The 24,426-nt window shown below is 61.3% G+C and carries 19 protein-coding genes; 8 read left to right on the forward strand and 11 right to left on the reverse strand.

Features of this window, described 5'->3' with window-relative positions; genetic code table 11:
• Positions 1-71 precede the first annotated feature (71 nt).
• The 4 genes from JIN84_RS01150 to purB all read left to right on the forward strand — a co-directional run bounded on the left by JIN84_RS01150 (position 72) and on the right by purB (position 7,075).
• Positions 72-3,461 carry a hypothetical protein gene (locus JIN84_RS01150; protein WP_200349180.1) on the forward strand — a complete coding sequence of 1,130 codons (3,390 nt, stop codon included), beginning with the start codon at positions 72-74 and terminating at the stop codon, positions 3,459-3,461.
• The gene (locus JIN84_RS01155) at positions 3,458-4,198 is read left to right on the forward strand and encodes a hypothetical protein (protein WP_200349181.1); all 741 of its coding nucleotides are present in this window, start codon (positions 3,458-3,460) and stop codon (positions 4,196-4,198) included. The genes JIN84_RS01150 and JIN84_RS01155 overlap by 4 nt, the downstream gene beginning before the upstream one ends.
• Positions 4,195-5,139 carry a LamG domain-containing protein gene (locus tag JIN84_RS01160; RefSeq protein WP_200349182.1) on the forward strand — a complete coding sequence of 315 codons (945 nt, stop codon included), beginning with the start codon at positions 4,195-4,197 and terminating at the stop codon, positions 5,137-5,139. Before JIN84_RS01155 ends, JIN84_RS01160 begins: the two co-directional genes overlap by 4 nt.
• Before the next feature lie 517 nt (positions 5,140-5,656).
• Positions 5,657-7,075 carry an adenylosuccinate lyase gene (gene purB, locus JIN84_RS01165; RefSeq protein WP_200349183.1) on the forward strand — a complete coding sequence of 473 codons (1,419 nt, stop codon included), beginning with the start codon at positions 5,657-5,659 and terminating at the stop codon, positions 7,073-7,075.
• Positions 7,076-7,137: 62 nt separating this feature from the next.
• Here purB and upp read toward each other — a convergent pair whose 3' ends face one another.
• From upp to JIN84_RS01185, 4 genes are all read right to left on the reverse strand, one after another.
• On the reverse strand, positions 7,138-7,761 hold the full coding sequence (upp, locus tag JIN84_RS01170) for a uracil phosphoribosyltransferase (protein WP_200349184.1): 624 nt from the start codon (positions 7,759-7,761) through the stop codon (positions 7,138-7,140).
• Position 7,762: 1 nt separating this feature from the next.
• Positions 7,763-9,148 carry a sigma-54-dependent transcriptional regulator gene (locus JIN84_RS01175; protein WP_200349185.1) on the reverse strand — a complete coding sequence of 462 codons (1,386 nt, stop codon included), beginning with the start codon at positions 9,146-9,148 and terminating at the stop codon, positions 7,763-7,765.
• Between the two features lie 113 nt (positions 9,149-9,261).
• Positions 9,262-10,149: a rhomboid family intramembrane serine protease gene (locus JIN84_RS01180; RefSeq protein ID WP_200349186.1), complete on the reverse strand. Its 888-nt coding sequence runs from the start codon at positions 10,147-10,149 to the stop codon at positions 9,262-9,264.
• Between the two features lie 76 nt (positions 10,150-10,225).
• Positions 10,226-11,146, reverse strand: a complete 921-nt coding sequence (locus JIN84_RS01185) for an alpha/beta fold hydrolase (protein ID WP_200349187.1) — start codon at positions 11,144-11,146, stop codon at positions 10,226-10,228.
• Positions 11,147-11,294: 148 nt separating this feature from the next.
• On the opposite strand from JIN84_RS01185, the gene hpt reads away from it, so the two are divergent.
• Positions 11,295-11,828 (forward strand): hypoxanthine phosphoribosyltransferase, encoded by a 534-nt coding sequence (gene hpt, locus JIN84_RS01190; protein ID WP_200349188.1) that lies wholly within the window; start codon positions 11,295-11,297, stop codon positions 11,826-11,828.
• Between the two features lie 134 nt (positions 11,829-11,962).
• Here the strand turns inward: hpt and dgt are convergent, their stop codons facing one another.
• Positions 11,963-13,240 (reverse strand): dGTP triphosphohydrolase, encoded by a 1,278-nt coding sequence (gene dgt / locus JIN84_RS01195; protein ID WP_200349189.1) that lies wholly within the window; start codon positions 13,238-13,240, stop codon positions 11,963-11,965.
• Positions 13,241-13,600: 360 nt separating this feature from the next.
• Between dgt and JIN84_RS01200 the strand changes: the two genes are divergently transcribed.
• Both JIN84_RS01200 and JIN84_RS01205 read left to right on the forward strand, forming a co-directional pair.
• Positions 13,601-15,292 (forward strand): DUF4407 domain-containing protein, encoded by a 1,692-nt coding sequence (locus JIN84_RS01200; RefSeq protein WP_200349190.1) that lies wholly within the window; start codon positions 13,601-13,603, stop codon positions 15,290-15,292.
• 452 nt (positions 15,293-15,744) lie between these two features.
• The gene (locus JIN84_RS01205; RefSeq protein ID WP_200349191.1) at positions 15,745-16,224 is read left to right on the forward strand and encodes a hypothetical protein; all 480 of its coding nucleotides are present in this window, start codon (positions 15,745-15,747) and stop codon (positions 16,222-16,224) included.
• Between the two features lie 226 nt (positions 16,225-16,450).
• On the opposite strand, the gene JIN84_RS01210 is transcribed toward JIN84_RS01205, so the two are convergent.
• The 5 genes from JIN84_RS01210 to JIN84_RS01230 form a co-directional block, all read right to left on the reverse strand.
• Complete coding sequence (locus tag JIN84_RS01210; protein WP_200349192.1) at positions 16,451-17,872, reverse strand: alkaline phosphatase; 1,422 nt, start codon at positions 17,870-17,872, stop codon at positions 16,451-16,453.
• A 73-nt stretch (positions 17,873-17,945) separates the two neighbouring features.
• A complete protein-coding gene (locus JIN84_RS01215; RefSeq protein WP_200349193.1) occupies positions 17,946-19,220 on the reverse strand; it encodes a tetratricopeptide repeat protein in 1,275 nt (424 codons plus the stop codon).
• Complete coding sequence (locus JIN84_RS01220) at positions 19,217-20,590, reverse strand: ATP-binding protein (protein WP_200349194.1); 1,374 nt, start codon at positions 20,588-20,590, stop codon at positions 19,217-19,219. The genes JIN84_RS01215 and JIN84_RS01220 overlap by 4 nt, the downstream gene beginning before the upstream one ends.
• A gap of 217 nt (positions 20,591-20,807) precedes the next feature.
• A complete protein-coding gene (locus JIN84_RS01225) occupies positions 20,808-21,188 on the reverse strand; it encodes a hypothetical protein (RefSeq protein ID WP_200349195.1) in 381 nt (126 codons plus the stop codon).
• Between the two features lie 212 nt (positions 21,189-21,400).
• A complete protein-coding gene (locus JIN84_RS01230) occupies positions 21,401-22,408 on the reverse strand; it encodes a glycoside hydrolase family 43 protein (protein ID WP_200349196.1) in 1,008 nt (335 codons plus the stop codon).
• A 319-nt stretch (positions 22,409-22,727) separates the two neighbouring features.
• Here JIN84_RS01230 and JIN84_RS01235 point away from each other — a divergent pair, with 319 nt between their 5' ends.
• On the forward strand, positions 22,728-23,435 hold the full coding sequence (locus JIN84_RS01235) for a PEP-CTERM sorting domain-containing protein (protein WP_200349197.1): 708 nt from the start codon (positions 22,728-22,730) through the stop codon (positions 23,433-23,435).
• Positions 23,436-23,655: 220 nt separating this feature from the next.
• Here the strand turns inward: JIN84_RS01235 and JIN84_RS01240 are convergent, their stop codons facing one another.
• Complete coding sequence (locus JIN84_RS01240; protein WP_200349198.1) at positions 23,656-24,225, reverse strand: hypothetical protein; 570 nt, start codon at positions 24,223-24,225, stop codon at positions 23,656-23,658.
• Positions 24,226-24,426 lie beyond the last annotated feature (201 nt).

Genomic DNA, 24,426 nt, shown 5'->3' on the forward strand with positions numbered 1-24,426 from the left:
CAGGGTTCGAACCATCATCCGCAATGGCCGGGAAACAACGAGAAGCTCTTCAACGAGGCCGCGATGCCTCCGTGCGGAGGGGATTCACATTGGTGGCGACACTGATGATGATGGTCCTGCTCATGACGGTCCTGATCGGGATGATTTCGTTGTCGGGCATCTCGCTTCGTTCCTCCCCATCCTCCCGCCGTGAAGCGGAGGCGAACGCACGCCTGGCGATGATGGATGCCATCGGCCGGCTGCAGGTATTGGCTGGTCCTGACACCCGTATCACCGCTCCGTCCGATCTGATCGACCCGGCATCCGGCCCCACCGTGGGCGTCTGGAGAAGTTGGGAGGGAACCGACCATGGCGCGGACGGGCTGCCCGTGATACCCGGATACGGAAGGAAGCGGCAGAACGGAAATGCCGGGGAACCGGACGGAGCGGGGCGCTTTCTCGGATGGTTGGTATCGGGAGCTGAATCACGGGATGATGTGAACGTCCCTCCCGATGTCGCGGCAGGAGAGGGCAGGGTGGCATTGCTGGCGGGGGGAAGCCTTGGAGCGGCGGTTCATGGCAAGGAGATCCACATGAAACCCGTGTTGATCGAATCGGGAAAGACCCGGGGTGGCTACGCCTGGTGGGTGGGCGGTGAGAATCAGAAGGCGAAGGTGGATCACGAGGATGTCTCGGATCTCGCACCGGCGGATTGGGTGGACCGGATGAAGTCCAGGACCGATGCCTCCCCCGGTTCATTCGGACTGCGGGACGAAGCCTTGCTGGATCGTGTGGAGACGCGCCGGAGTTATGAACTCCTGGTGGCTGAAACCGGGACCGGCGGAGCTGCCGGCACTTATCATGATCTGAGTCCTTGGGCCAGGGGGCTGATGACCAACAGTGCGACCGGCGGCTGGCGGAAGGATCTCTCCCTCATGTCGGAAAACTGGGATTCCCTGCCTTCCCGTGGCCTGCCGTTTTTCGGCCTCAAGCCTGGCGAATCCACGAAGGCGGCGAAGGCGGACGAAAACCATCCGCCGGGCATGCTCCTGTATCCATGGGCGGCACCGTTGGAAGGGCCCTCGACGACATCGAAATGGAACATGAACGGAGCCGTGGTGAGTTGGAACGCCCTTCGCGATTTCATGATGCAGTACCGGCAGATCGCATCCGCCTCAGCGGGCGGGGAGATTCATTTCCCTCCGAGCATTTCGAACCAACTGGGAAATTCCACCCAGGCGCACCGGCGCGATACGGTGCGGAGGTTTCCCACGGTGGCGCGGGTGCAATGGGTCTATTCATACGGAGCCGGCAAACTCCAGGACGGACGCTATCAGGCGGAACTCATCGTCAATCCGGTGGTGACCTTGTGGAATCCCTACAACGTCGGCATCACGATAGACCGGTTCGAGATCGAGGTGGAGGAGGCGGCCCCGGTGAGCTTTTCTTTCAGTGTCGGACGGGAGGTGGCGGACAATGTCCCCCTGAGCAGGCTCGCCTTTTCCTCCGGTAAACAAATCTCGCTCAAGCTCGTGCTCAAGGATCCCGGGGGGGCTCACACTTTCAAGCCTGGGGAAACCCGTGTGTTCAGCCCCACCTCGGCGAAGCCTCAGGATTTCACCGCCAGGGAGCTGGAGCTCACGCCGGGCTACCGGACCTACGGTGGGTATCGTTTCAAGAATCTGCGGGATGGCGCGAAGCCGTTGATCGCCGGCGGAGGCGATCTTTTTTCCGCTTCGATGACTTTCAATGCCGATGTGCGCTACGGCAAGAAACGCATCGGTATCTTCATGGATATCCACGGGTCTCCGGCATTCGGCGGGGACACCCAGAAGCTCGCGACGCATCGCATGGAGATCCGTGAGGACATCGCGCGGAATGAGAAATTCTATCCGCCCATCCCGCGGGAGGAAACGCCGTCGGTCAGCCTGGAGACGGCCGCCGCCTCGAACCAGGTTTTCGGCTCGTCGATGTTCGGTTTCCGGATGGCGTCGGATGTGAGCATCGCCACGAGGGGACTTCTCCAGACCAATCCGCTCGTGTTCAATACGGAGCTCGGGGACAAGGCGCTCGCCGCGCTCGGCGTCGCCGCCGCCGGTGTGGACCATCCGGCGAACTCACCCTACGATTTCCGCTTCCAGGCCCATGCCGGGTGGAGCGATTCGGGGCTGCCGCAGGCGGATCCTTCGACGGGGCGGGGATTCATCGTTTCAGGGCAGGATGCCTCCAACGGCCTCGGTCGGTGCGTGCTGGTGGAACTGCCCGTGCGTCCGGTGCTCTCGCTCGCGGAGCTGACCCATTTTGATTTCCGCAACAACAACGCGGTGCCGCCCTTTTCCCTGAACCTGATTGGAAACAGTGACGCCAACCCTCTGCTGCCGTCCGACGGGGTCCGTTTGAACGCTCTCCAGCATGATGACTCCTACATTGCGAACCATCTGTTGTTCGACGACTGGTTCGTATCCGGCATCACATCCCGTCCGGATGGATGGAAAGGATCCGGAGGGACGCCGAAGGGGAGGCTGTTCGCAGACGCGGTGGAGAAATCCATGGCACTCCCAAACCGCTGCTACATCGCCGGTCCTGGTCTCTCCGGCCTGTCGCGCGATGCCCTGGAGGCCATGGTGGATGGCTCCGGGGCCTATCTGGACATCGCAGGCAAGCTCGAGGTGGATGGCATGTTCAATGTGAATTCGACTTCGGTGAAGGCTTGGAAAGCGCTGCTTTCAGGGATGACCAGAACGCAGGTCCCCACACTTGTGGAAAGCGGCGGCGGATGGGCGGTGAAGCCTTCCAAAGCGGTGGACCATGCCGTTTCCCGCTTCTCGATCGCGGCGGATGGAAGGCCCGGAGAACAGGGAGGCTCCGGCTTGTTTCCCGAGGCGAATGATTTCACGGGGCATCGCGCGCTCAGTGAGGAGCAGATCGACGGCCTCGCCCGGGAGATCGTCGGGCAGGTGAGAAAACGTGGTCCGTATCTTTCGTTGTCCGAGTTCGTGAACCGGAGTCTGGGGGGCGATGAGGAGCTGTCCCTCACCGGCACCGTGCAGGCGGGGCTCGACAAGCTTGCGAAGGCGACAGGTGCCCTGAATCCCTACGAAACTTTGCAAAAGAACTCGCGGAGGATCACTTCCTCCGATCTCCCGTCCTCCACCGCGGCCTACCGCTTTCCAAAAGCGGCGGAAGGTCATGCCGCCTACGGGGTGCCGGGCTGGATCCGGCAGGCGGACATCCTCCGCCCGATCGCTCCGGTATTGAGCGTGAGGGACGACACCTTCGTGATCCGTTGCTACGGCGATTCCCGATCCCCGGAGGGAGATATCCGGTCACGAGCCTGGTGTGAGGTGGTTGTGAGACGATGTGCGCCTTTCGTCGGGGATGGCGCGGCTCCCTCCGAAGCGGACGATCCGGAATCCAAGCGGCGCTTCGGACGGAAATTCGAGATCGTTTCATTCCGTTGGCTCAATCCTGGAGAAGTATGAAAAACTTGAACGAACCATTGAAATTCCTCCACGCGATCGCCGGGCTTTTATCGGTGCTCCTGCTCTGTCCGGACGCATGGGCAGCCACCGAAGTGAGGGTGCTGGACCTCCGGGATGGTGCGGCGTCGAATACGATCTACATCCGCCATGCCGGAACAGTGACCCCTGTGAAACTGGCGAAGATGAATCTTTCGGACTCGCTCAGGATCGCGGAACCGGATGGGAAAATTTCCGTCGCGGATCTTCCCGAACAACTCCGGGACGGACGCCCGCCATCCGAAGCCTGCCAGGTGGCGCTGGATACGGAATGGCGGCGGGTTGTCCTGATTGTTTTTCCCGGCTCCACGGGTGGAGGACTGTTCCGCATTCACGCGATCAATGCGTCTCCGGAGGTGTTTCCGAAAGGCGGAGTCCATTTGGCGAACCTTACGAACTTCCGCGTGATCGGCCGTCTCGGGTCCAGGACAATCCAGATGGAACCCGCTTCGATGGGCCTCGTCCAGCCCCCGAACGAACAGGTCGGTGACTATCCGGTGATGATCGACTGCGTGGCGAAAGGGTCCCAGGAGCGACGCCCCCTTTTACGGGGGACCTGGCGCCGGGAGCCGGATGCGAGGCAGCTTGTCTTCATCGTGCCCGCTCCCGGCCGCACCGTACCCCGGGTGTTCTCTATTCCAGATTTCGATCCTGCCGGAGTTCCCCCCATTTCCAATTCAAAACAGACCACCGATCCATGAACAAAAAGACATCGATACTAATGAAGAATCTCCGCCGGGCGCTGCTTCTGCCATTCTGCCTGCCATTCACCTGTGTTGCCACTGTCCGGGAAACGACACTTTTCCCCTTGGGAGAGGACGGATCGTTCGTCGGCGATCTCGTCCAAGACACCGTGGGAGGGAAGCACTTCACCCTCGGGAACAAACTCGGCATCGAAACCACCCCGGCCTCGCCGGTTTCCAGCCACTTCGCCAGTTTCAACGGCGTGAACGATTATCAGTTTCAATCGGATCTGACCGCGGTTCCCAGCGATAATTTCGCTGCGGAACTTTGGGTCCGGGTGCCGGATGTGAATCAGACCGTCGGCCTTTTCGCCACGGGAAAGAAAGACGACGGAAATCTCCGATTCCACCTTGAGGGCGGTTATTGGGCGGCGAGCTACAAGGGCATCGGCTGGATCGGGGCGGACTTCGGAATCTCGCCTTCCCAGGTCGCGCGCCCCGATGTCTGGACGCATCTCGCGGTGATCCGCAAGCAGGGAGTGTCCACCTTTTACATCAATGGTGTCGCGCAGGTTCCCACCCAGGCGGGGCAGCCGTTTCACGGCAGCAACGCGCACCTTGGAATTTTTTCAGGATCGACCGCCTGCCTGCTGGGAGATCTCGATCACATCCGTATCTTCACTTTCGATCCGCAGACCGACAATCCCGTCGCATCCCTCACATTTCCCTTTGCCGCTGGAAATGAAACCGTCCTTTCGATCCGGATCCGGCAACCGGGGTCGCGGATCATCCTCAGCTGGCCCAAGTCCGTGGCACCCGAGGTGATCCCGCTCCACAGTGATGACCTTGCCGATCCATGGACTACGGTCCCGGGCACCCCTGTTGTGGTGGGCGATCAATATGAACTGGATGCCGGCGAAGGTGCCGGCAAGGGATTCTATCGTTTGCCGCTTCCGTGATGAACGCAAGCTGCCAAGGTCGGGAGGAGCGCCGGCCCGCGCCAAGAGAGGAGGCCATTTGTCCAAACGACGCGTGTCCCGTGGGACCGCCTTGAGCAAGGATGGAAGAAAACTTTCCGCTGGAAATTTCGAACTCTTGCGGACGATCCACCCACCTTGGATCGCCGGCGAATGCCCGCTGGAGTGAAAGATCGTACTGAGTTGTTGCAGACCTTGAACATGCCACACCTGCCGATCACTCACATATATCAAGATTTGCATATGCAACTATCTAATATTTAATGTCTTATTGGCTTGGTGGCTCAATGCCAAAATGTATTAAATCAATTGATATGTTTGATCCACCTGTTTGGGAGCAGGATGTCGTCAGTTCGAATCCGGCCGCCCCGACCACTTCATTTCAGTGATTTAGGTCGGAACCCGTGCACCATTTCTCCCGTCATTTCCACGGTCGAGGCCCTGAAATTTCAGGCAACTGTCTCTTGAAACTTCATTTTTAGTTCTCCATGGTCCGCGCGTGATTCCAAACGTCCTCGCCGAACGATACGCCTCGCCCGCACTCCAAGCCATCTGGTCCGCCGAAGGGCGCATCGTGCTGGAGCGTGAATTCTGGATCGCCGTGATGAAAGCGCAGCGCGATCTCGGCCTCGACGTCCCGCAGGATGCCATCGACGCCTACGAGAAGGTGAAAGACAGCGTGGACACCGCCTCCATCATGGCCCGGGAAAAAATCACCCGCCACGACGTGAAGGCCCGCATCGAGGAATTCAACGACCTCGCCGGCCACGAGCAGGTCCACAAGGGCATGACCTCGCGCGATCTCACGGAGAACGTCGAGCAACTCCAGGTTTACCGTTCGCTGCTCATCGTCCGCGACAAGACCGTCGCCACGCTGCGCCGTTTCCGCGAGCGTTCGGAGCAGTGGAGCGAGCTCATCCTCACCGCCCGCACCCACAACGTCGCCGCCCAGCCGACCACGCTCGGCAAGCGCATCGCAATGTTTGGCGAGGAGCTTCTCAGCGCCCTGCAGGCCCTCGACGCCGTCATCGCCACCTACGCGGTGCGCGGTCTGAAAGGCGCGGTCGGCACGCAGATGGACCAGCTTTCCCTTTTCGAAGGTGATGCGGAAAAAGTCGCGGATCTCGAAAAACGCGTGGTCGCGCACCTCGGCATGCCCGCCGTCTGGACGAACGTCGGCCAGGTTTATCCCCGCTCGCTCGACTTCCGCGTGGTCGCCGCGCTGACCGACCTTTGTTCCGGTCCTTCCTCCTTCTGCAAAACCCTGCGCCTGATGGCCGGTCACGAAACCGCCAGCGAAGGCTTCGCCCCCGGCCAGACCGGCTCCAGCGCCATGCCGCACAAGATGAACTCACGCTCCTGCGAGCGGGTGAACGGCTTCCACGTCATCCTCAAGGGCTACCTCGCCATGGCCTCCGGTCTCGCGGGCGACCAGTGGAACGAGGGCGATGTCTCGTGCTCGGTCGTCCGCCGCATCATGCTGCCGGATTCGTTCTACGCCATCGACGGCATGTTCGAAACCTTTCTCACCGTGCTCGACCAGATGGACGCCTACGAGGCGGTCATCAATGCCGAGACCGCGCACTACCTGCCATTCCTCATGACCACCACCATCATGATGGAAGCCGTGAAATCCGGCGTCGGCCGCGAGACCGCGCACAAGGCCATCAAGGAGCACGCCGTCGCCACCGTCGCGGATCTCCGCACTGGGAAAATCGAACGCAACAACCTTATCGAACGCCTCGCGGGGGACAGCCGCCTCGGCCTCTCACGCGAGGCGCTGGATGCCATCCTGGCAAAAGGCGACCGCGAATCCGGTGCCGCCAAGACACAGATCGAGACATTCGCCGCAGCGGTCAGGGAGTTGGAAAAAGCCAGTCCGCAGGCCGCGGCTTACGGACCGGGTTCCATCCTGTGATATTGCCGGGCGGTTGATGGCGGCTCCTTCGGACTGCGGGCCACACGTGGTCCGCGGGCGCTTCACGCACAGGTCCCGAACAACCGGTCTCCGGCATCACCGAGGCCGGGGAGAATGTAGCCGCGGTCGTTCAGGCAGCGGTCGAGGCAGGCGGTGTGGATGTGGATTTCCGGAAAGGCGGATTCCAGCGCGGCGACTCCCTGGGGGGAGGCGACGAGGCAGGCGAACCGCAGGTGGCGGGCTCCGGCGGCGTGCAGGGTGCGGACGGCGTGGATGGCGGATCCGCCCGTCGCGAGCATGGGATCGAGCACGATGATCTCATGCTCACCGATTGTCGGAGGGTGTTTCAGATAGTAGGGCTCCGCCTCCAGCGTGACTTCGTTCCGGGCGACACCGATGTGGGCGACGGAGGCCTGCGGGATGAGGTCGAGAAATCCATCGAGAAATCCCAGGCCCGCGCGCAGGATGGGAACGAGGATGATGCCGCGTGAGACCCGCACGCCGGAGGTGATTTCCAGCGGGGTCGCACATTCGACCACCTCGGTTTCCAGATTCGCGGTGACGGAAGGAACCATCAGCGAGGAGATCCGGCGGACGCGCTGGCGGAATTCCGGTGACGGACATCCGGGGTCGCGGAGTTTCGTGAGTTCCTCGGCGATGAGCGGATGTTCGACGACGTGCAGCATGTCACTCTTTCTGGGCGAGAAGTTTGCGGAGATCCGGCAGGGGAAGGTTCAGCGTGTTGGAGGCTTCCTTGAAATCGCCGTCCGAACGCTCGAGGACGCGTCCGGCGATTTCCGCGTTCAGCCAGTCGAGCAGGTTCACTCCGGTCGGCGCGGCATTGATGAGCTGGTCCAGCGCGGCATTGAAACCGGCGGGGGACTTGCGCGGGGCGGATGCCAGCGGGATGTCCGCAGGCAGGAGGATCTGTGAGGACGCGAGCGCGCAGGCGCGGGCGATGGTGTTTTCCAGCTCGCGCACGTTCCCCGGCCAGTTGTGGGATTGCAGGGTGGCGATGGCCTCCGCCGAGATGCGGATGCGCGCCATGCCGTTTTTCCGGGTGATGCGCTGCAGGAAAAACTCGGCCAGCAGCGGAATGTCCTCCAGCCGCTCGCGCAGCGCGGGGATCTTGATCTCCACCACGTTCAGGCGGTAGTAGAGATCCTCGCGGAATCGCCCCGCGGCCACTTCCTCGCTGAGATTCTTGTGGGTGGCAGCGACGATGCGGACATCCGTGGTGAGGGTTTCGTTCGCACCCACGCGGGAGAACGAGCCGTCCTGCAGGACGCGCAGGAGCTTTACCTGGATGGAAAGCGGCATGTCGCCGATCTCATCGAGGAAAAGCGTGCCGCCATCCGCTTGCTCGAAGCGTCCGGCACGGCGGGCGATCGCTCCGGTGAAGGAACCTTTCTCGTGACCGAAGAGCTCGCTCTCCAGAAGGTTTTCCGGAATGGCGCCGCAGTTGATGGTGATCATTTCCTTCTGCTTGCGCGGGCTGTACTCGTGCACCGCCTTCGCGACAAGCTCCTTGCCGGTGCCGCTTTCCCCGGCGATGAGGATGGGCGCGTCCGAGCGGGCGACGCGGCCCACGAGTTTGAAAACCTCCTGCAACGCTCGGGAAATCCCGATCATCTTCACCCGGCTGTCATGCTTCGGCATTTCCGGATCCGGCTGGCCCGCGCTGCGGCGGTCGTCCTGCGTCTGGAGCGCGGATTCCACCACGGGGCGCAGTTCGAATGCCAGCGACTCCTTGCGCAGCACATCGTGCGCGCCGCGCTGGGTGGCCTCGATGATCTGCCCGGTCGTCGGGAAACCGGCGGTCAGGACCACCAGCGTCTGCGGGCTCTGCTGGAGGATGCGGCCGAGCAGCTCCATCCCGTCGAAGGGTTCGAGCTCCATCGCGGCGACCACCACGCTGACCGGGGTTTTCTCAATGACCTTGATGGCGTTCGCGGCATTGTCACACCGCAGCACCCGCAGGTTTTTGGCGGAAAGATGCTTGGTGGCCCAATCCAGGAAATCCAGATCGGGATCGACTAACAACAGGGTATCTTCAGTGGGATTTTCCGGCATCGGGCGAACGGCGGAAAGTCAATCAGGGCGGGAGCCCATCACACGACAAAAAAAATCGCGCCGGGAAACATTACGGATGTCGGTTTTTCCGGGAAAATGCCGCATGCCGCGCTTCAGGTGGCCGACGGGACCCGTATCTCGCTGCGCCTGGCTTCGTAGGCACCGGTGGCGATCCCGGCCACCACGCCCGATCCGAAGCCGAAGACGTGTCCCAGGATGTCGGTGTTTCCGTCGTTGTTGCCTCCCAGCCAGCCGAGAATGACGAGCCCAGCGAACAGCGGTGCGAAGATCCTCATCCACGGCATTTTGACCCGTTCATGAAAAACCTCCGCCACTCCCGCCCCGCACAGGATCCCCAACGCCGCGAACACCGCCGTCGAAGCCCCGAGGGAGACAAACGACCCGGGATACGCCAGCCGCGAGACCAGCGCATTTCCCAGGGTGCCGCACCCGAGGATCAGCAACCAGCCGACCATGGGGCCGACCGACCTTGCGACCAGCCCTGCGAAAACCACCCCGCCGGCGAGATTGCCCATCAGGTGGGCCAGGTCCGCATGTAGGAAAAGCCCGGTGAAAGGACGCCACCATTCACCCCTGCCGATGAATCCCACGCTGGATGAAGCCGCGCGGTCCGCCAGCTTGTAATCCACATCCTGCCAGTAAAACACCGCGAGCAATACCAGCACCCAGAGCCCGGTGAGGCCCCAGCCCGCCGGATGCCGCGTCCATTCCTTTCCACTCCACGCCGGGATGACGAAGGGGGCCGCTTCCCGTCCGTAAGCGTCGAGTTCCTCTGAAATCTTCGGAGCGGGGTGGGGTTCCGCCTGAAGCTCCCATTCCCCGGGCACCTCGGATTCCGTCACCCGGCAGGCCTCGCCCATCGCCAGCACCACCAGTCCGTGCTCGTAGGCCTGGTCCAGCGATGGATAGCGGCCCACATGGACCCAGTCCTCCTCAGGCGGTGTTTCGGTGTTGGGATTTGAATTCATCCGTTCGTTCATCGCGAAGATCCACCCTCAAACGCATCCGTCAATCCCCGGTGTGAGGCGACGTATTCCGGAGCGCGGGAGGATTTTTTCATGCGGACGCCGCCGCCAGATGATCCAACGCCGCCGGAGCGCGCTCCACCACCAGCGAAAAATGGCCGAGCGACCCGTCCACCACCAGTTCCGCGCCAGCGATTTTTCCCGTGAACTCGCGCAGCATTTCCGGCGGAATGTTCCGGTCATCCCCGCCATGCCAGTAGCGGATCGGGTGGCGCACGGTTGCGGGATTGAATGTCAGAGACTGGAAATAAACCGCCGCATCCGCCATCGCTCCGTGGCCGCCATGGATGCGGACGCCTTCTTTGAAACTCCGCGCCATGACGGTCCACACTTCGGGCGAGCCGAGTACCAGTTGCTTGTCCGCCGTGCCAACGGTGCGCAGCGCCCAGGACATCGGCGGTGCGGCCGGTTTCCAACCGCATCCCATGGCCGCCGCCGTGCGGAAAACCGGAGTGAACAGACCGGCAGGAAGCTTGCGGAGTGGAATCAACGCCCGGTAGGCCGGGTGCAGGCCGCGCACGCCGCTGGCCAGACCATCCACGGGCACCATCCCGCCCAGCACCGCCGATGCCGTCAGGCGTTCCGGGATTTTCGCCGCACAGACCGCCACATATGGTCCGCCGCCGGACACACCCAGTTGGGCGAATTTCCCGATCCCCAGACCATCCGCGAACCGCTCCATCAACCCGGGCCATGAATCCAGCAGCCGCCCTCCTTCAAAAGATGATCTGCCCATGCCCGGCCGGTCCATGGCAATCAATCTCAGGCCGCGCTCGAGGGCCAGATGATGTGCCAGACGTGCCTGCAACCGGGAACTCGGCCAGCCGTGATAATACATCACCGGTTTTCCCTGCGGATCACCATATTCATTCCATGCCAGGTGCCTGCCCGGAGAAATTTCCCAAAACCGGGGTTCACCCGCAGACGGCAGGTTTTTCGCGAAATCAATCATGGCGGAGGCTCGGAACGTATCGGGAGAAAACGAAAGGTCCAATCAATCCACGCATCGATGGATCCCAAACGTTTCCTGTCGCCCGCATGAGGAGGGATGGGCATCATCCGGTCTTGCTAGCGTCATCTCCCACCATTATCCCTCCGGCATGCGGGACGACATCGAACGGGTGCTGATCGACGAGGCGGTGATCCAAAAACGCCTCGACGCGATGGCGCTGGATATCGAGCGCGATTTTCCCGGCGGCACCCTGGTCGTCATCATCCTTCTCAAGGGCGCGCTCGTTTTCGCGGCCGATCTGCTGCGCCGGGTTCCCCGCCAGTTGGAGATCGAATGCCTCAACGTCGCCAGCTACCACGGTGGATTGGAAAGCTCGGGAAAGGTCGATTTCCTCGACCGCCATTTTCCCGAGGTGAAAGGCCGCCATGTCCTGTTGCTGGACGACATCCTCGATACCGGACGCACGCTCCACGCGGTCGAACGGAGACTGTTGGAAGAAGGGGCTGTCGCGGTGCACACCGCCGTTTTGCTGGCGAAAGACAAGGAACGCGCGGAGGAAGTGAACGCCGATTATGTGGGATTTGAAATAGGCGACGAGTTTGTCGTCGGCTACGGGCTGGATTACAAAGGCAGGTATCGGAACCTGCCCTACGTAGGCGTGCTCAAACCCTCGGCGGTTTGATGCGCACTGTTCCAGTGCAGGCGATGGCGTATCGCCTTTCCTTGCGGAGGGGCGATACATGATCGCCCATCTTGTGAGAGGTGCCGTGACGATGAGCGGTGTGGAGCTGTCGATTTTCTCAGAAACAAGGGAGCCTATCCGACCAGATCCCCGATTGATCCGAAGTCCGGCGAGAACAGCCGCTTGTAGGTGCGTGCTGCATAGCCGTCGGTCATGCCCGCGAGGAAATCGCACACGAGGCGGGCCCGCGCCGCTTCGTCCGGCGCGGCCTGGATTTCCGCTGCCGTGTCCGCCGGCAGGAGTTGGAAATCCTGCCCGTCGATGGTTCCTTCGGAAATGTATCGCTGCCCCAGCACTTCCCACAACTGCCGCAGCATGCGGCTGCCCTTGTGTTCGAGCTGTTTCAACTGGGGTGAGAGGAACACCACCTCGAAGGCCAGTTTCTTGAAGAGCCGGGACTCCGCTTTCACCGACTCATCGATGACGAGCCGGTAACGGTAGCGGTTCGTGGTGCCGCTGAGGAAATTCACATCCGTCACCAGTTGGGTGGACTGGATGTATTTCCCGATGCGTTTGCCGACGAAGGGATCCACCCGCCGCCTGCGGATGGCTTTCATCAGGTCGCCCAGCGGCGTGCCGTCCCCGGTGTCGGCTCCCTGTTTTTCCGCCCAGGCTTCGATTTTCTCGATGTTGAGGAATCCCGCGCGCACGCTGTCGGAGAGGTCGTTGAGCGAGTAGGCCGTGTCGTCCGCCCAGTCCATCACCTGGCACTCGATGGACTTGAACGTGTCCCGGGTCTTCCCGGGCGTGAGTTCCAGCGGGAAATCATTTCCGCCCATCGCCCAGTCGAGGTGGGCGTGTTGTTCGTCGTAGATGAAGTGGTGCTCGGGCTGGTTTCCCAATTCCGTCCACAGCGACTTGTATTTCAGCACGCCGTCGAGGAACGCGCGTGTGGGGTCCATGCCGCTGCGGCGGGCGGAGAAGATCCGCTCGGTCAGTAGCCGCAGCGTCTGGGCGTTTCCCTCGAAGCCTCCGTAGTCCCGCATCAGGTGGTTCAGCGTGCGCTCGCCCGCGTGGCCGAAGGGAGGGTGCCCGAGATCGTGCGAAAGGCAGATGGCTTCGATGAGATCGGCATCGATGAAGAAGTCATCACCCAGCGGTCCGTCCGGGCGGCTTTTCAACCAGTAGGAAATCGATTTCCCGATCTGCGCGACCTCCAGCGAATGAGTCAGCCGGGTGCGGTAGAAATCATATTCGCCGCTCCAGAAGACCTGCGTCTTGTTCTGCAGGCGTCGGAACGTGGGGGTGTGCAGCACCCGGTCGCGGTCGATCTGGAATGGCGTGCGGTAGTCTCCGTCGCAGGCACCCGAGCGCCGCTCCGTGTCAAAAGCCCCGTAAAAGCGGTTCAACATTTGCCGGAGACTACCGGCTTCGTGAAATCCGGCAATCCCAACCTTGCGTCAATCTGCCGGTCAGGCTTCCCACCAATGGCGTTTCGCGAGCCGCTCCGACCGGATGTCGGTTTTCAACCGGTTTCCGCAGGCATGAGAAATTCCGCCACCGCTTTGCAGCCAATCCAACGCTTGGAGAGGAGTGCGATCCATCGCCGGGCCTTGCGGATCATGGGGAGTGATTGGTGCGGGCGCGTCCTTCATCTGTCGATTTGGAACAATCCTCCCTCGGCCCGTCAAGATTGCTGCCCGGAAAAATGCCGGAAGATTTGTAATAAAAAGAAAAATGTGCGAGTAAGGCTCGATTGATCTCCTACGACCATGCACTCCCTCAAACGCGCGTTTTTCTGGCTTTCCGGAGCCGGCACCGAGACTTTGGAACAATGTCCTCCATGGGAGCAGCGCAAATACGTCGCCTTCGGCGCGACGGTTTTGGTGCCCTGCGCCTTCGCTTTCATCGCGTGCGCCTACGCGCTCTCGACACTCACCGACAACGCCCGCGTCATTTACCCGGTGGCCGCGGTGTGGGCCTTCATCATCCTCACCATCGACCGCGCGCTGCTTGCCAGCTACCGGCCCTACATGTCTCTTGTGCGCAAGCTGTCGCAGTTCTCGCTGCGTCTCGTGGTGGCGGTCCTGATGGGCATCACCATCGCGCACCCGCTGGTGCTGCTGTTGTTCCGCGACACCGTTTCCTCGGTGATCGAAAAAGACCGCGCGGCGGAGATCGAGGTCGTGCGCGGTGGTTTCGAGAAGCAGAAGGAGAAAATCCGTGGCCAGGTCACGACGCTTGAAACCGCTCTGGCCGAGCAGCGCGCGAAGTGGAACGAGTCGTTCCAGGCGAAGTTCATCATCCAGGAAACGGAGGAGGCGAAATCGGCGATCCCGGGCCTGACCTCGGAACAACAGACCGAGCTGAAAGCGGCGATTGATGAAGGGACCGCGCCATTCCGCGAACGCCTCACCGCCATCGAGAAACAATCCGACGAACTCACCCCGCAATACGCCAAGCTCCAGTCCGAACTGGGATTCTGGCAGGCGGAGTTCGAACGCGAGCTCAACGGCCAACGCTCGGGCATGAAAGGGGAGGGGCCGCGCGCCCGCTCCGTCCGCTCCGACCAGCTCGAACCGCGGCGCGAGGAGTCGAAGCGCCTCGGCGGATTGCTCGAGCATCTTACCGCGGAAAAATCCACCCTTCAAACCCAGTCACGCCAGGCGGAGGCCGCCGCGATCAAGCAGTTTGAAACCAAGCTCGCGGAGATCGCCGCCGCGAACAGGGTCGAGGCGGAGCGCGTCGCCGGACTGAAGCAGAAAGTGGAGAACGACCAGGCCGGGCAGTTCGTCACCCAGCAGAACTCCCTGCGCGAGACGATCAAGCAACAGATCGACACCCGCCTCGCCGAGCTCAACCGCACGCAGGGCGAACTGGCCGCCGTGGCCACCGAGGAAGCCAACCGCCTCGCCGCGATGCGTGCCGAACCGCGTCGGGACATCCTCACCCAGACCCTCGCGCTGCACGCCCTTTTCAAGGCGGGCAACGAGGGCGGACAATTCGCCTTTTACACCTACATCGTTCTCACGCTGCTCTTCATGTTGGTGGATACCATCCCGCTGATCGTGAAATTTTTCACCAAGCCGGGTCCATATGACACCTTGGTGGACCGCGACGAGATCACGTTCGACTCCGAGCACCGCGCCTTCCGCCAGAGCCGCGTGCGCTACATGGAGCAGCTTTCCACCGGGAACCTCATCGCCGTGACACGCAACCAACGCCTGGAACACGCGCTGGTGGACGGCGTGGAGCACACCCGCGCCGCGAGGGAGTTCCTGGATTCACTCATCGAAATGGAAAAGGCCTTCGCCGAGAAAATGAAGCTCGAGGAGCAGACCATCGGCGTGGCGGAGAGCGACAAGCGCGCCGCGCTGGAAGCGATCAAGAAGCGTTTCTATGACGACCTGAACCATCGCATGGAAATCTTCTTCTCTTCAAGGCACGTGCCGGAGGGAGTGTGAAATTGGAGCGCGGAATTCATTCTGCGCGAAAACTCGATGCGGGGATCTAATACCAGTTTCCGGAAATAAAGTGACGATTGGAGCCGGCGAAGCTTTCGGAATGCGCGCAGCTCGCCGCCGCTTTCCGTAGTCAGCTTGCTGACATGGCGGAACCAAAGCGGATCATTGATTGCTCCGCAGGCTGTCGCACAAGGGGAGGCGCGACCTATGAATTCGAGCCTCCGTTCCGGCCAGCGAGCTGGCAGACGAAAGCGGCGGCGAGCCGCACGCAGTCCACGGAGCCGCGACTCGGGATCAAGTCACCTTATTTATGAAAAATGGTATAACTTAAATCTGGCGATCCGGTAAAGGAGCCCCAATCTCTGCGAATCAACAAAATCCGCTCACTCCTCGTCCCCACCGCCAGTGCCGCCGATTTGCGGAAGGCCGCGTTACTTTCGTTCGGCGGCGTTTTGATCGCGGGAGGCTTCGGCATCCTCCACGATCAGGTCACCTACACGATTTCCCCGGAATACTTCACGCGGATGAAGTTCGATCAATTCCGCTGGGCGGATGTCGGGCTGCCGGAGCGCGTGTTTGTCGCGGAGATTGGTTTTCTCGCGACATGGTGGGTCGGCTTGATCGCTGCCTGGTTTCTCGCGCGGATCGCGATGCGGAAATTTGAATCGCCGGAAAAACGGGTGATGCAGGCAATGGCGGTCATGGTCGGAATCACGCTCGCCTTTGGTGCGCTCGGCTATTTCCTCGGGCCTGCGATGTTTGAAAACCGCAAGGACTGGCTCTACGCGCTTCGGGAGATGAAGGTGACGGATCTGAATGCGTTCTATCAGGTATCCGGAATCCACCTCGGGAGCTACGCGGGAGCGTTGATCGGATGGATCACGATGATGGTGTGCTTTTTGAAGGCGCGGGACGGACGGCCGCGGATTTGAGAATGGCGGCTATGGAGTGCGGCGGGAAGCTACATGCGTCAGCGCCAAGCCGGATGCTTCATCGTCGTGATGAAACATTGCCGTGGATATTTAGCCCCCGGGGCTCCGGTTTATCCATCGCTCTGTCGCCACACTCCATCAGCAGCCTTCCCGCACTCCATGGCGGGGAAGGTGGCGATTTTGTTCAGCACCGATGGTGCCTCGGCGTTACCTAAGGGGTGATTAATCAGCCCAGCGCTTCCATCAGGTGTCCGAAGACATCCGAGTTCTTCACCATCCCGGCGAACCGGTCCGACTGGGGACCCAGGGCGGAGACGAGGGTGGGATCGGAGGTGTGGCTGGTGCCGGTCCAGCCGATGGCGGTGCGGTTGCCGGCGAACTGGCCCAGCAGCCCTTCCGGCTTGCTGAGTTGTTCGTTCCATTCCACGACGGGATGCTTCTGGAAAATCTCGATGAGCGCGGTGGCTTCGTCGGGCTTGAGCGTGAAGTCGAGGTTCTCCTTGATGAGCTTGGTGAGCTGTCCGGCATCGCCGTCCTTGATTTTTTCCCATTCGCCGAAGAGGCGCTCGTAGGACGACTTCATGTTCGCGATGCGGGCGAAGCGCTTGGTCGTGTCGGTGTAGGCGTTTCCGGTGCCGTTGAGGCCGGGATTGGCATTGCCGTGGTCGCTGGTGACGACCAGCAGGACGTCATCGCGTTTGGCGATGAGCACGAGCACCGCGGCGAGCGCGTCGTCGAAGGCGAGTTGCTCGTTGAGGAGCGCCCCGATGTCGTTCAGGTGCGCGGCGTGGTCGATGCGGGCGCCCTCGATCTGGAGAAGGAAAGGCTTGTCGCTGGCGAGGAAACGCGTGAGCGCGGCTTGCGACATTTCGGTGAGCGTGGGCACCGCCTTGGCCATCTCGGCGTTCTGGTCGCGGTCGATGGTGAAGGGAAGGTGGCCGCGGGTGAAGGTGCCGAGCAGCTTTTCCTCACGGGCGGCGAGCAGTCCGTCGCGGTTGCTGACGACACCGTAGCCCGCTTTGGCGAAGTCCCCGGAGAGGTCGCGCTTGTCCCCGCGGTCCTTGCCGTTGAAGTGGCCGGAGCCACCGCCGAGAATGACGTCCACGCGGTCGAGGTATTGCGGGGCGATGTCGTCCTCGTCACCGCGCTTCGCGGTGGTGGCGGCGAACCCTGCAGGGGTGGCGTGGGTGATGGTGGCGGTGCTCACCAGCCCGATGCGCACGTCCTTTTTCTTCAGGATGGCGGCGATGGGCGTGATTTCCTTGCCGTCGGGAGAAACGTTGATCGCGCCATTGTTCACGCGCTGGCCACCGCCCCACGCACTGGAGGCCGCGGCGGAGTCCGTCACCATGGAGTTCGCCGATGCGGTATCCATCAGGCCGCGGGCGGCGTTGCGGTCATTCATCAGCGACCACCACTGGGTCCCCTTGTTACGGGTGAGTTTGGAATAGGACTCGGCGAGGGTGAGCACGCCGGGGCTCATGCCGTCCGAAACCATGAAAATGACGCCGCGCACCTTGCCGGCCGGTTTTCCCGTGGACTCGGCGGTGGCGATGGAATTGGAGAAAAGCGCGGCGGCGGAAGTGAGTGACGCGGCCTTGAGCCAATCCCGGCGACCGATTTCAGATGACGTGGAGTGTGTGTTCATGTGGCGATTCTTAGCACCACCGGCGACGGCGGCAAGAGCCATGGAACGCGCCGAATGCGACGTTTCTGTCACTTCACTCCGGTTTGGCCCGCCGCAGCGCGGGGATCATGCCGACCCACGTGCTGCCCACACCCAGCAGGATGATGATGCCGAAACAGAGATCCGCGGTGCCCTCCAGCATGTCCCGTCCGGGGTGTGCTGCCACGTCCACGGCCATCACGGCCCCGAAAACGAGGATCGCCACGGAGATGAGTCCGAAGACCATCCGACCGATGCGCGAGGGATTGGTGAACACCATGGAGACCGGCAGGGTGGCGATCATCATGGCGCCTCCGACGACGCCGGCAGGCTGAATCCCCAGGGAAAATCCGGCGACCAGCGCGATGAGGCCGCCGAAGAAAAGCCCGCCCATGGCGGCTCCTTCCGCCTTCTCTCCGGGATCGAGTGAAAATCGGGCGACAGGGTCCCGCAGCAGGAAGAAATTCGCCAGTCCGCCCGCAAGCCAGCTGCCGAAGACAAACAGGAAATACAACAGCACCACCGGAACGACGAGCATGGGATGCACGGTGGCGGCCAGGTTGCGGAGGACCCTGAATCCGACAATCATCCCGATGACGATGAGAAGCTGGTTGTTCTTGCTGAAGCGCTGGAGGAAAAACGTCCACTTCAGGAAGAGCCGGAAGAACGCCGAACGGGCGCGGTAGGATTGCTTCAGCCCGTCGCGGGCGTATTCCATCTGGGGGTCGATGCGGAGGCATTCCTTGAAATGGTTTTCCGCACCCTTGATGTCGCCGCGCTGGAGGGCGGCCCAGCCGGAGTTCGCGAAGGAGAACGCGTTCTCGGGATCCCGTTCGAGGCGGCGCCTCGACTCGTCCTCCGATTCGTCCAGACGGTTCTGGAGCCGCAGCGCGAGGGAGAGGAGATTGGAGGCGGATTCGTCGTCGGCGTCCAGGCCCAGGGAGATGCGCGCACATGCCTCCGCCTCCTTCCACCGGCGGAGGCCGATGAGGGCGAGGCACTTCGAATTCCATGCGTGGCCGAATTCCGGATCGAGAGAGATGGCGGACTCGGCGAGCGGCAGGGCTTCCTTCTGCCGTTCCAGTTCGGAGAGAATGCGGGACTGCAACGAGAGAGGGTAGGGATGCGACGGCAGCAGTCCGGTGGCGGTGCGCGCGTCCTCAAGCGCGAGCTGGCGCTGGCCCGGAATCTCGCAACGGTTCAGTGCCAGCTCGATGAATGCGGACGGATCCTCCGGCTGGTGGGCCAGATGGGAGAGCAGCATCGCGACGGCTTCCTCATGGCGGCCGCGTTCGCGCAGGAGACGGGCACGGGCGAAGTCGGAGCTCATTTTTTCAGTCCCATGTAGGTGAGGATATCGTCGTAGAATCCGCTCTGGTTGGCGTAGAGCGCGTGGTTTTTCGCGCTCTCGAACCATTTTTTGGTCGATGGCTTCACGTTTTTCGCCGCGTTCGCCAGCATCTTGCCGGTGACGGGGACCATGTTGCCCTTGCGCATCGCTTCGGTGAGCGCGGCTTCGGTGGCTTGGTCGAAGACGGCTTTCAGGTCCGCTCCGGAAAATCCCTCGGTGCGTTTCGCCACGTCGGCGGGATCGAAATCCGCCAGAGGTTTGCCCTTGGCGTGGATCTTCGCGATTTCCTCACGCGCGGCCCGGTCCGGCGGCGGGACAAAGATGATGCGGTCGAAGCGGCCGGGACGCAGGAACGCGCTGTCGAGCTGCCACGGCGCGTTGGTCGCGCCGAGGATGAGCAGGTCGTCATTCTGCGCCTGCGCTCCGTCGAGCTCGGAGAGGAACTGGTTCACCAGCGTCCGCCCCGCGGACTGGCGCATGTCGCGGCGGTCCGCGGCGAGCGCGTCGGTTTCGTCGAAAAACAGAACCGATGGGCGTGACTTGCGCGCGAGCTCGAAAATCTTGTGCAGCTTCTGCTCGGACTCGCCCATGTACATGTCGAGGATCTGGTGCAGGCCCACCGCGAGGAAGGTGGCGTCGATCTCGCCCGCCGTCGCCTGCGCCATCAGTGTCTTGCCGCAGCCGGGAGGGCCGTAAAGCAGCACTCCGCCGCCCGCTTTTTTCCCGTAGGCGGCGAAAAGATCGGGGTTTTTCAGGGGATGGATGATCTTCATCCGGATGTCGTCCTTGACCTGCTCCATGCCGCCGACATCGGAAAACTTAAGGTCCGACTTCACCTTGAAATCGATCCCGAGATCCAGTGCGGCGGCGGCATCCAGACCCTCGAATGCCGCGTCGTCGTCGTCTTCCGCATCACGGATGTCGCCGTTGGATGTCATCACGCCACGCCTGGTTCCTCCCGCGCGGAGGATTTCCTCCAGCAGGGAATCGTCGGCCTGCGAGCGGTCAAGCTCCACCGCCCGGTCGTAATATTGGCGGGCTTTCGAAGGTTCTCCCTCCTCCTGGGAGAGACGTGCCCGCAGCAGCCAGGCCGCCGCGAATCCCGGATGCCGGATACAGAGATCTTCGAGACGCACGATCGCCTGCGAGCTTTCACCGGAAAAATCCAGCAGCCTTGCGATTCCAAGCAGCGCATCGCGGTTTCCCGCATCAAGAGCGAGCACCCGGTCCAGCAATTCCCTTGCCTCTCCGATGGCGAACCGGTCTTCCTCCAGCTTCGCCACCATCAGCAGCAAAGGAATATTTTCGGGCGAAGCGGCAAGCGCGACACGCAGTGCGTCCAGATCCATGCCAGAATAAAATGCAGGTCAGGTGATCCCGGCAAGCGCGGATGTGTGCGGAAAAAAGAGCTGTGCCGCGTTCGTAAGGGAAGCCCGCATGCAGGACTGTTAGGGAGCGGCATGCGAACGGATCTGCCGCGCCTTCTGTTCCAACAGATACAGCGCGCTGCAGATCTCATCCTTGATCGCGAGAAGAACATTCATGGTGGTGATTTTCTGAAATCAATCACATCGCGCGGGCGAGCTCCCTGCTTTCATGCTCGCCGAAGTCGCCGCGGATCACGGTTGGCTTCAACAAGGAATCGATGAAATCATTCTTCTCGCGGGGATCCCACACGGCCGTCCGGGAATCCGGATAGAAGGTTCTGAGGCTGTCCATCGCCTCGGGATCCATCACCGAGATCGCCGTATCCACCCTGCCGAAACCGGGCAGATTATCCAAAGGGTGGTTCAAAAAACGGACTCCCGCCGGGGAGTCGTCACGCACCGCCGAGTGAGGGCGGATCAGGTAGACGTAATGCGATTCGCAGAACTCCTCGCAGAGTTGTTCCACTTCGGCGTCCATGCCGACATGAGGGGGCTGGATGATGACTAAATTCGGTTTCATGGGGCAGGGTATGGACCTCCCTTGCATTCCGGAAGCCAATCCGCCGATGTCTTATTTTGAGAAGGTTAAGTATGTGCCAAGCCCGATGCGTTTCTGCATTATGCGCGGCGGGATTGAAATTTGCACGATTACCGTTTTTCCGGGAGGAATGAAAATCCCGCAGATCGGGAGAAACCAACCTGCGGGACAAATCTCTCAAAACCAGCGGAGAATCACTCCGCCACTGCGGGTAAAACAACGGTTTTCTTGCCGCGACCGGGGTTCAGGGTGACGGGTGCGCCGTCTTTCCAGACAATGGGGTCCATGCACATCTGGCGTCTGGTGCGGTCGTCGTTCCAAGAGTGATAGACGTTGAACCACGTTTTCCCGTCGGGGCCGAGGATGACGGAGTTGTGCCCAGGACCGATAAGTTCTCCAGGGATGGTGTGGATCACGCTGGCCTTCTCCTTGCTTTGACTGTCGAGGTAAGTGCCGGTGATGGTATCCGAAACCGCGCAGCCGACACCGTAGCCTGGTGTTTGCCAATTTCCACCTGAGTAAAACATCCGGTATTTCCCGTCGTGGAAAATGACAGCCGGACCTTCCACCGTGTGCCAGGCGTCCCACTTCCGGTCGTAGAGGTCGCGATCCCGCTCATAGATCTGCCAGTCGGCGAACGCACGCATCACGGTCTTCTGCTCGCCCACCGGCGTGATCATGTCGTCGGCCAGTTGGACGGCGGCGAGCGCGGTGCCTGGCCGCTGGTCGAAGAAATCCTTGGCGAAAAAGAAATACCATTTCCCGCTGCCGGGGTCCTTGAATGCGTGACCGTCGATGGAGAATTCCAAGTCCGGAAACATCAGTTTCCCTGTGTCCTTGAACGGCCCGGTCGGACTGTCTGATACCGCGACCCGCATTTTGCGGTCTCCCGCGTAGTGGAGGTAAAATTTCCCGTCCCGCTCGACGATCTCCGGAGCCCAATACTCCTTCATGCCTTCGATGGCGTTCATCGCCCCGCCAACCTCCTCCCAGTCGGTGAAGTTCCGGGAGCGCAGGATAGGGAACTGTTTCCCGTCAGACGCCTTGCCGGTGCCAACGGCGTAGTAGGTCTCGCCCACCTTGAAAACGTGGGGGTCGGCGAGGTAACCTTCCCAGAGTGGGTTGGTGTAAGTGATTTCCCCGGCGCTGCAGGCGAGGGTGAGAATCAGGGAGATGGCGGCGGCAACGGGCTTGATTTTCATATGGGGTCGGATCATTCGCCAGGTGCCCCGGCAGATCGAGGCTAATTCCACCGTTCCAATTCAGTCATGATTCGGGTACCCCGTCGTTCCGCCGACCACCCGGAGGAAAGGATAAGCAGCGGTTGTGGGAAGTGTGGATCGATGGGACTGCTCCACCGACGACTTATTTTGAGAGGGTTAAGCATGTGCCGCGCCAGGTGCATTTCTGCATTATACGCGGCGGGATTGAATTTAGCATGATTGCGGGAATGCGCTGGCCAATTGTGATCTGTTAGTCTGGGGTGGCGGCGAAATGATTCCAATGTTTGCCAAAACCCCCATGAGACTTGCCCTCCCCCTGTTCATCTTCGCTTCGGCCATCGCCGCGGATGCAGCCACCGTCAGCACCACCACCACCCATCATGGCTCCGTTTCAAGTACGGGAGTGTTGGGGGATCAAAGCACCGCACGCATGGCTTCCTACTACAATACGCGTGGGTTCAACCCCGCGTATCTGGTCATGGACTTCAATCTGACCGCGGCATCCTTCGGCTATGATGCCCTCGACGACATTTCCCAAGCCACCATCACCCTCACCCACGACGGCGGAGCGAGTGTCGCCGGACGGTTTGACGTGTATTACGTGGAAAACTCCTCCCCGTCCATCACCACGGGATCGACCGAGCTGGTTTTCGCCGAATACACGGTATATGGCTTCAACCCCGCATCACCTCCCGCATCCTTGGCCGGACTGACCAAGGTGGCGGCCTCTTTTTATGTTCTCGGCACGATGGATATCAACATCAACCTGTCTGCCGTGGAATCCGCCATGAAGGCCAAAATCAATGCCGGTGAGACGATCCGTTTCATTTTCGCGGAATCGCCCCAGACGGACAATACCGCGACTTCTTGGTACGGTCTTGGCAACGACCCCGCATTGGCACCCCGACTGGCCGTCACCGCGGTTCCCGAACCCGCATCAACGGCCCTTCTTTCAAGCTTGTTCCTGGTGTTCTCCTTTTCGAGACGGCGTGTGACGTCCGTGTGAAGCTCCTCGAGGAGCTGAGGGTCGGGAAAAGACGGATCCCCGCAGGAAGCCGCCAAGTAAGCTGCTGCGGGTGTCCGGCTGAAATACTCCAACGCGGCCTCGAGGCTGCGGAGAAGCGCGGTGATCACCTCATGGCACAAAAATTTCGGCAGACCTTCGCAGGTCTGCCGAATGGTGGGTTGCGAGTGGTGGATCAGGGAGATTCAATCTCCATGAAAGGTCAGCGGCGACGGCGGAAAAGAAGGGCCGCACCCACAAGACCGAGAAGCGCTCCTGATGGCTCCGGCACGGCTGTCGGCGCAGCAATGGGATTGGCCAGGTTATCAATGACGACGAGGTTTCCGTTGAAAGTTCCGACCGTTTGCGGGTTGAAAGCGGCATCCCCGGTGAAATTGTAAACGCCCGCTTTGAGGGTCAGGATGTCACCAATCACGGCAGGCGTCGGCAACTGGAGGAAGATGAACCCGTCTCCTGGAGTGATGATTCCGAAGGTGTTGTCGATGTTGTCGCCGAGTGTCGCGGTTTGGCTGCCGGCGATGCCATTGAGTTGGTATGAAAAGCCGGGTGACAGCGGGCGATCAGTGCGTGTTCCGTCTGTCGTCACCCAGTTGTCGAACATCACCGCGACTATCTGGTTGACGGCGTTTGCGGTGATGGTGACGTTGATATCCGAGGTGATTTCGAAAGTGCAGGGCGCGTTCGGAGTCGAAACGTTGCCAGTAACGATGATTGCGGCTGAGAGAGGAGATGCCAGAGCGGCAAACAGGAACACGGTTGTCAGAGATTTCATTGCAGTCGGATCGTAGGAGTCTCGCGATTCGGAGGTCTAGCAAATTCCGCGTATAATTTGTTAGAAGTTAGAGGATTGTGTTAGATGGCTCTCCGGGGACAACTCCGTCGCGGGATTGCACGGGAGTTCCGTCTCTATCACGGTGGCATGTCCAAGCTCATCTTGCCGCAATCGTATCCGACCTTGGTGACGCTCCCACCG

Source organism: Luteolibacter yonseiensis, assembly GCF_016595465.1.
Classification (GTDB): domain Bacteria; phylum Verrucomicrobiota; class Verrucomicrobiia; order Verrucomicrobiales; family Akkermansiaceae; genus Luteolibacter; species Luteolibacter yonseiensis.

What these genes read in the sequence shown, in the direction of transcription:
- JIN84_RS01185 (WP_200349187.1), bottom strand. Translation starts at nt 11,146, where the DNA reads ATGATTGATTTCGCGAAAAACCTGCCGTCTGCGGGTGAACCCCGGTTT.
- JIN84_RS01155 (WP_200349181.1), top strand. Translation starts at nt 3,458, where the DNA reads ATGAAAAACTTGAACGAACCATTGAAATTCCTCCACGCGATCGCCGGG.
- JIN84_RS01175 (WP_200349185.1), bottom strand. Translation starts at nt 9,148, where the DNA reads ATGCCGGAAAATCCCACTGAAGATACCCTGTTGTTAGTCGATCCCGAT.
- upp (WP_200349184.1), bottom strand. Translation starts at nt 7,761, where the DNA reads ATGCTGCACGTCGTCGAACATCCGCTCATCGCCGAGGAACTCACGAAA.
- dgt (WP_200349189.1), bottom strand. Translation starts at nt 13,240, where the DNA reads ATGTTGAACCGCTTTTACGGGGCTTTTGACACGGAGCGGCGCTCGGGT.
- JIN84_RS01220 (WP_200349194.1), bottom strand. Translation starts at nt 20,590, where the DNA reads ATGGATCTGGACGCACTGCGTGTCGCGCTTGCCGCTTCGCCCGAAAAT.
- JIN84_RS01210 (WP_200349192.1), bottom strand. Translation starts at nt 17,872, where the DNA reads ATGAACACACACTCCACGTCATCTGAAATCGGTCGCCGGGATTGGCTC.
- JIN84_RS01180 (WP_200349186.1), bottom strand. Translation starts at nt 10,149, where the DNA reads ATGAACGAACGGATGAATTCAAATCCCAACACCGAAACACCGCCTGAG.
- hpt (WP_200349188.1), top strand. Translation starts at nt 11,295, where the DNA reads ATGCGGGACGACATCGAACGGGTGCTGATCGACGAGGCGGTGATCCAA.
- JIN84_RS01235 (WP_200349197.1), top strand. Translation starts at nt 22,728, where the DNA reads ATGAGACTTGCCCTCCCCCTGTTCATCTTCGCTTCGGCCATCGCCGCG.
- JIN84_RS01230 (WP_200349196.1), bottom strand. Translation starts at nt 22,408, where the DNA reads ATGAAAATCAAGCCCGTTGCCGCCGCCATCTCCCTGATTCTCACCCTC.
- JIN84_RS01240 (WP_200349198.1), bottom strand. Translation starts at nt 24,225, where the DNA reads ATGAAATCTCTGACAACCGTGTTCCTGTTTGCCGCTCTGGCATCTCCT.
- JIN84_RS01200 (WP_200349190.1), top strand. Translation starts at nt 13,601, where the DNA reads ATGCACTCCCTCAAACGCGCGTTTTTCTGGCTTTCCGGAGCCGGCACC.
- JIN84_RS01160 (WP_200349182.1), top strand. Translation starts at nt 4,195, where the DNA reads ATGAACAAAAAGACATCGATACTAATGAAGAATCTCCGCCGGGCGCTG.
- JIN84_RS01215 (WP_200349193.1), bottom strand. Translation starts at nt 19,220, where the DNA reads ATGAGCTCCGACTTCGCCCGTGCCCGTCTCCTGCGCGAACGCGGCCGC.
- JIN84_RS01225 (WP_200349195.1), bottom strand. Translation starts at nt 21,188, where the DNA reads ATGAAACCGAATTTAGTCATCATCCAGCCCCCTCATGTCGGCATGGAC.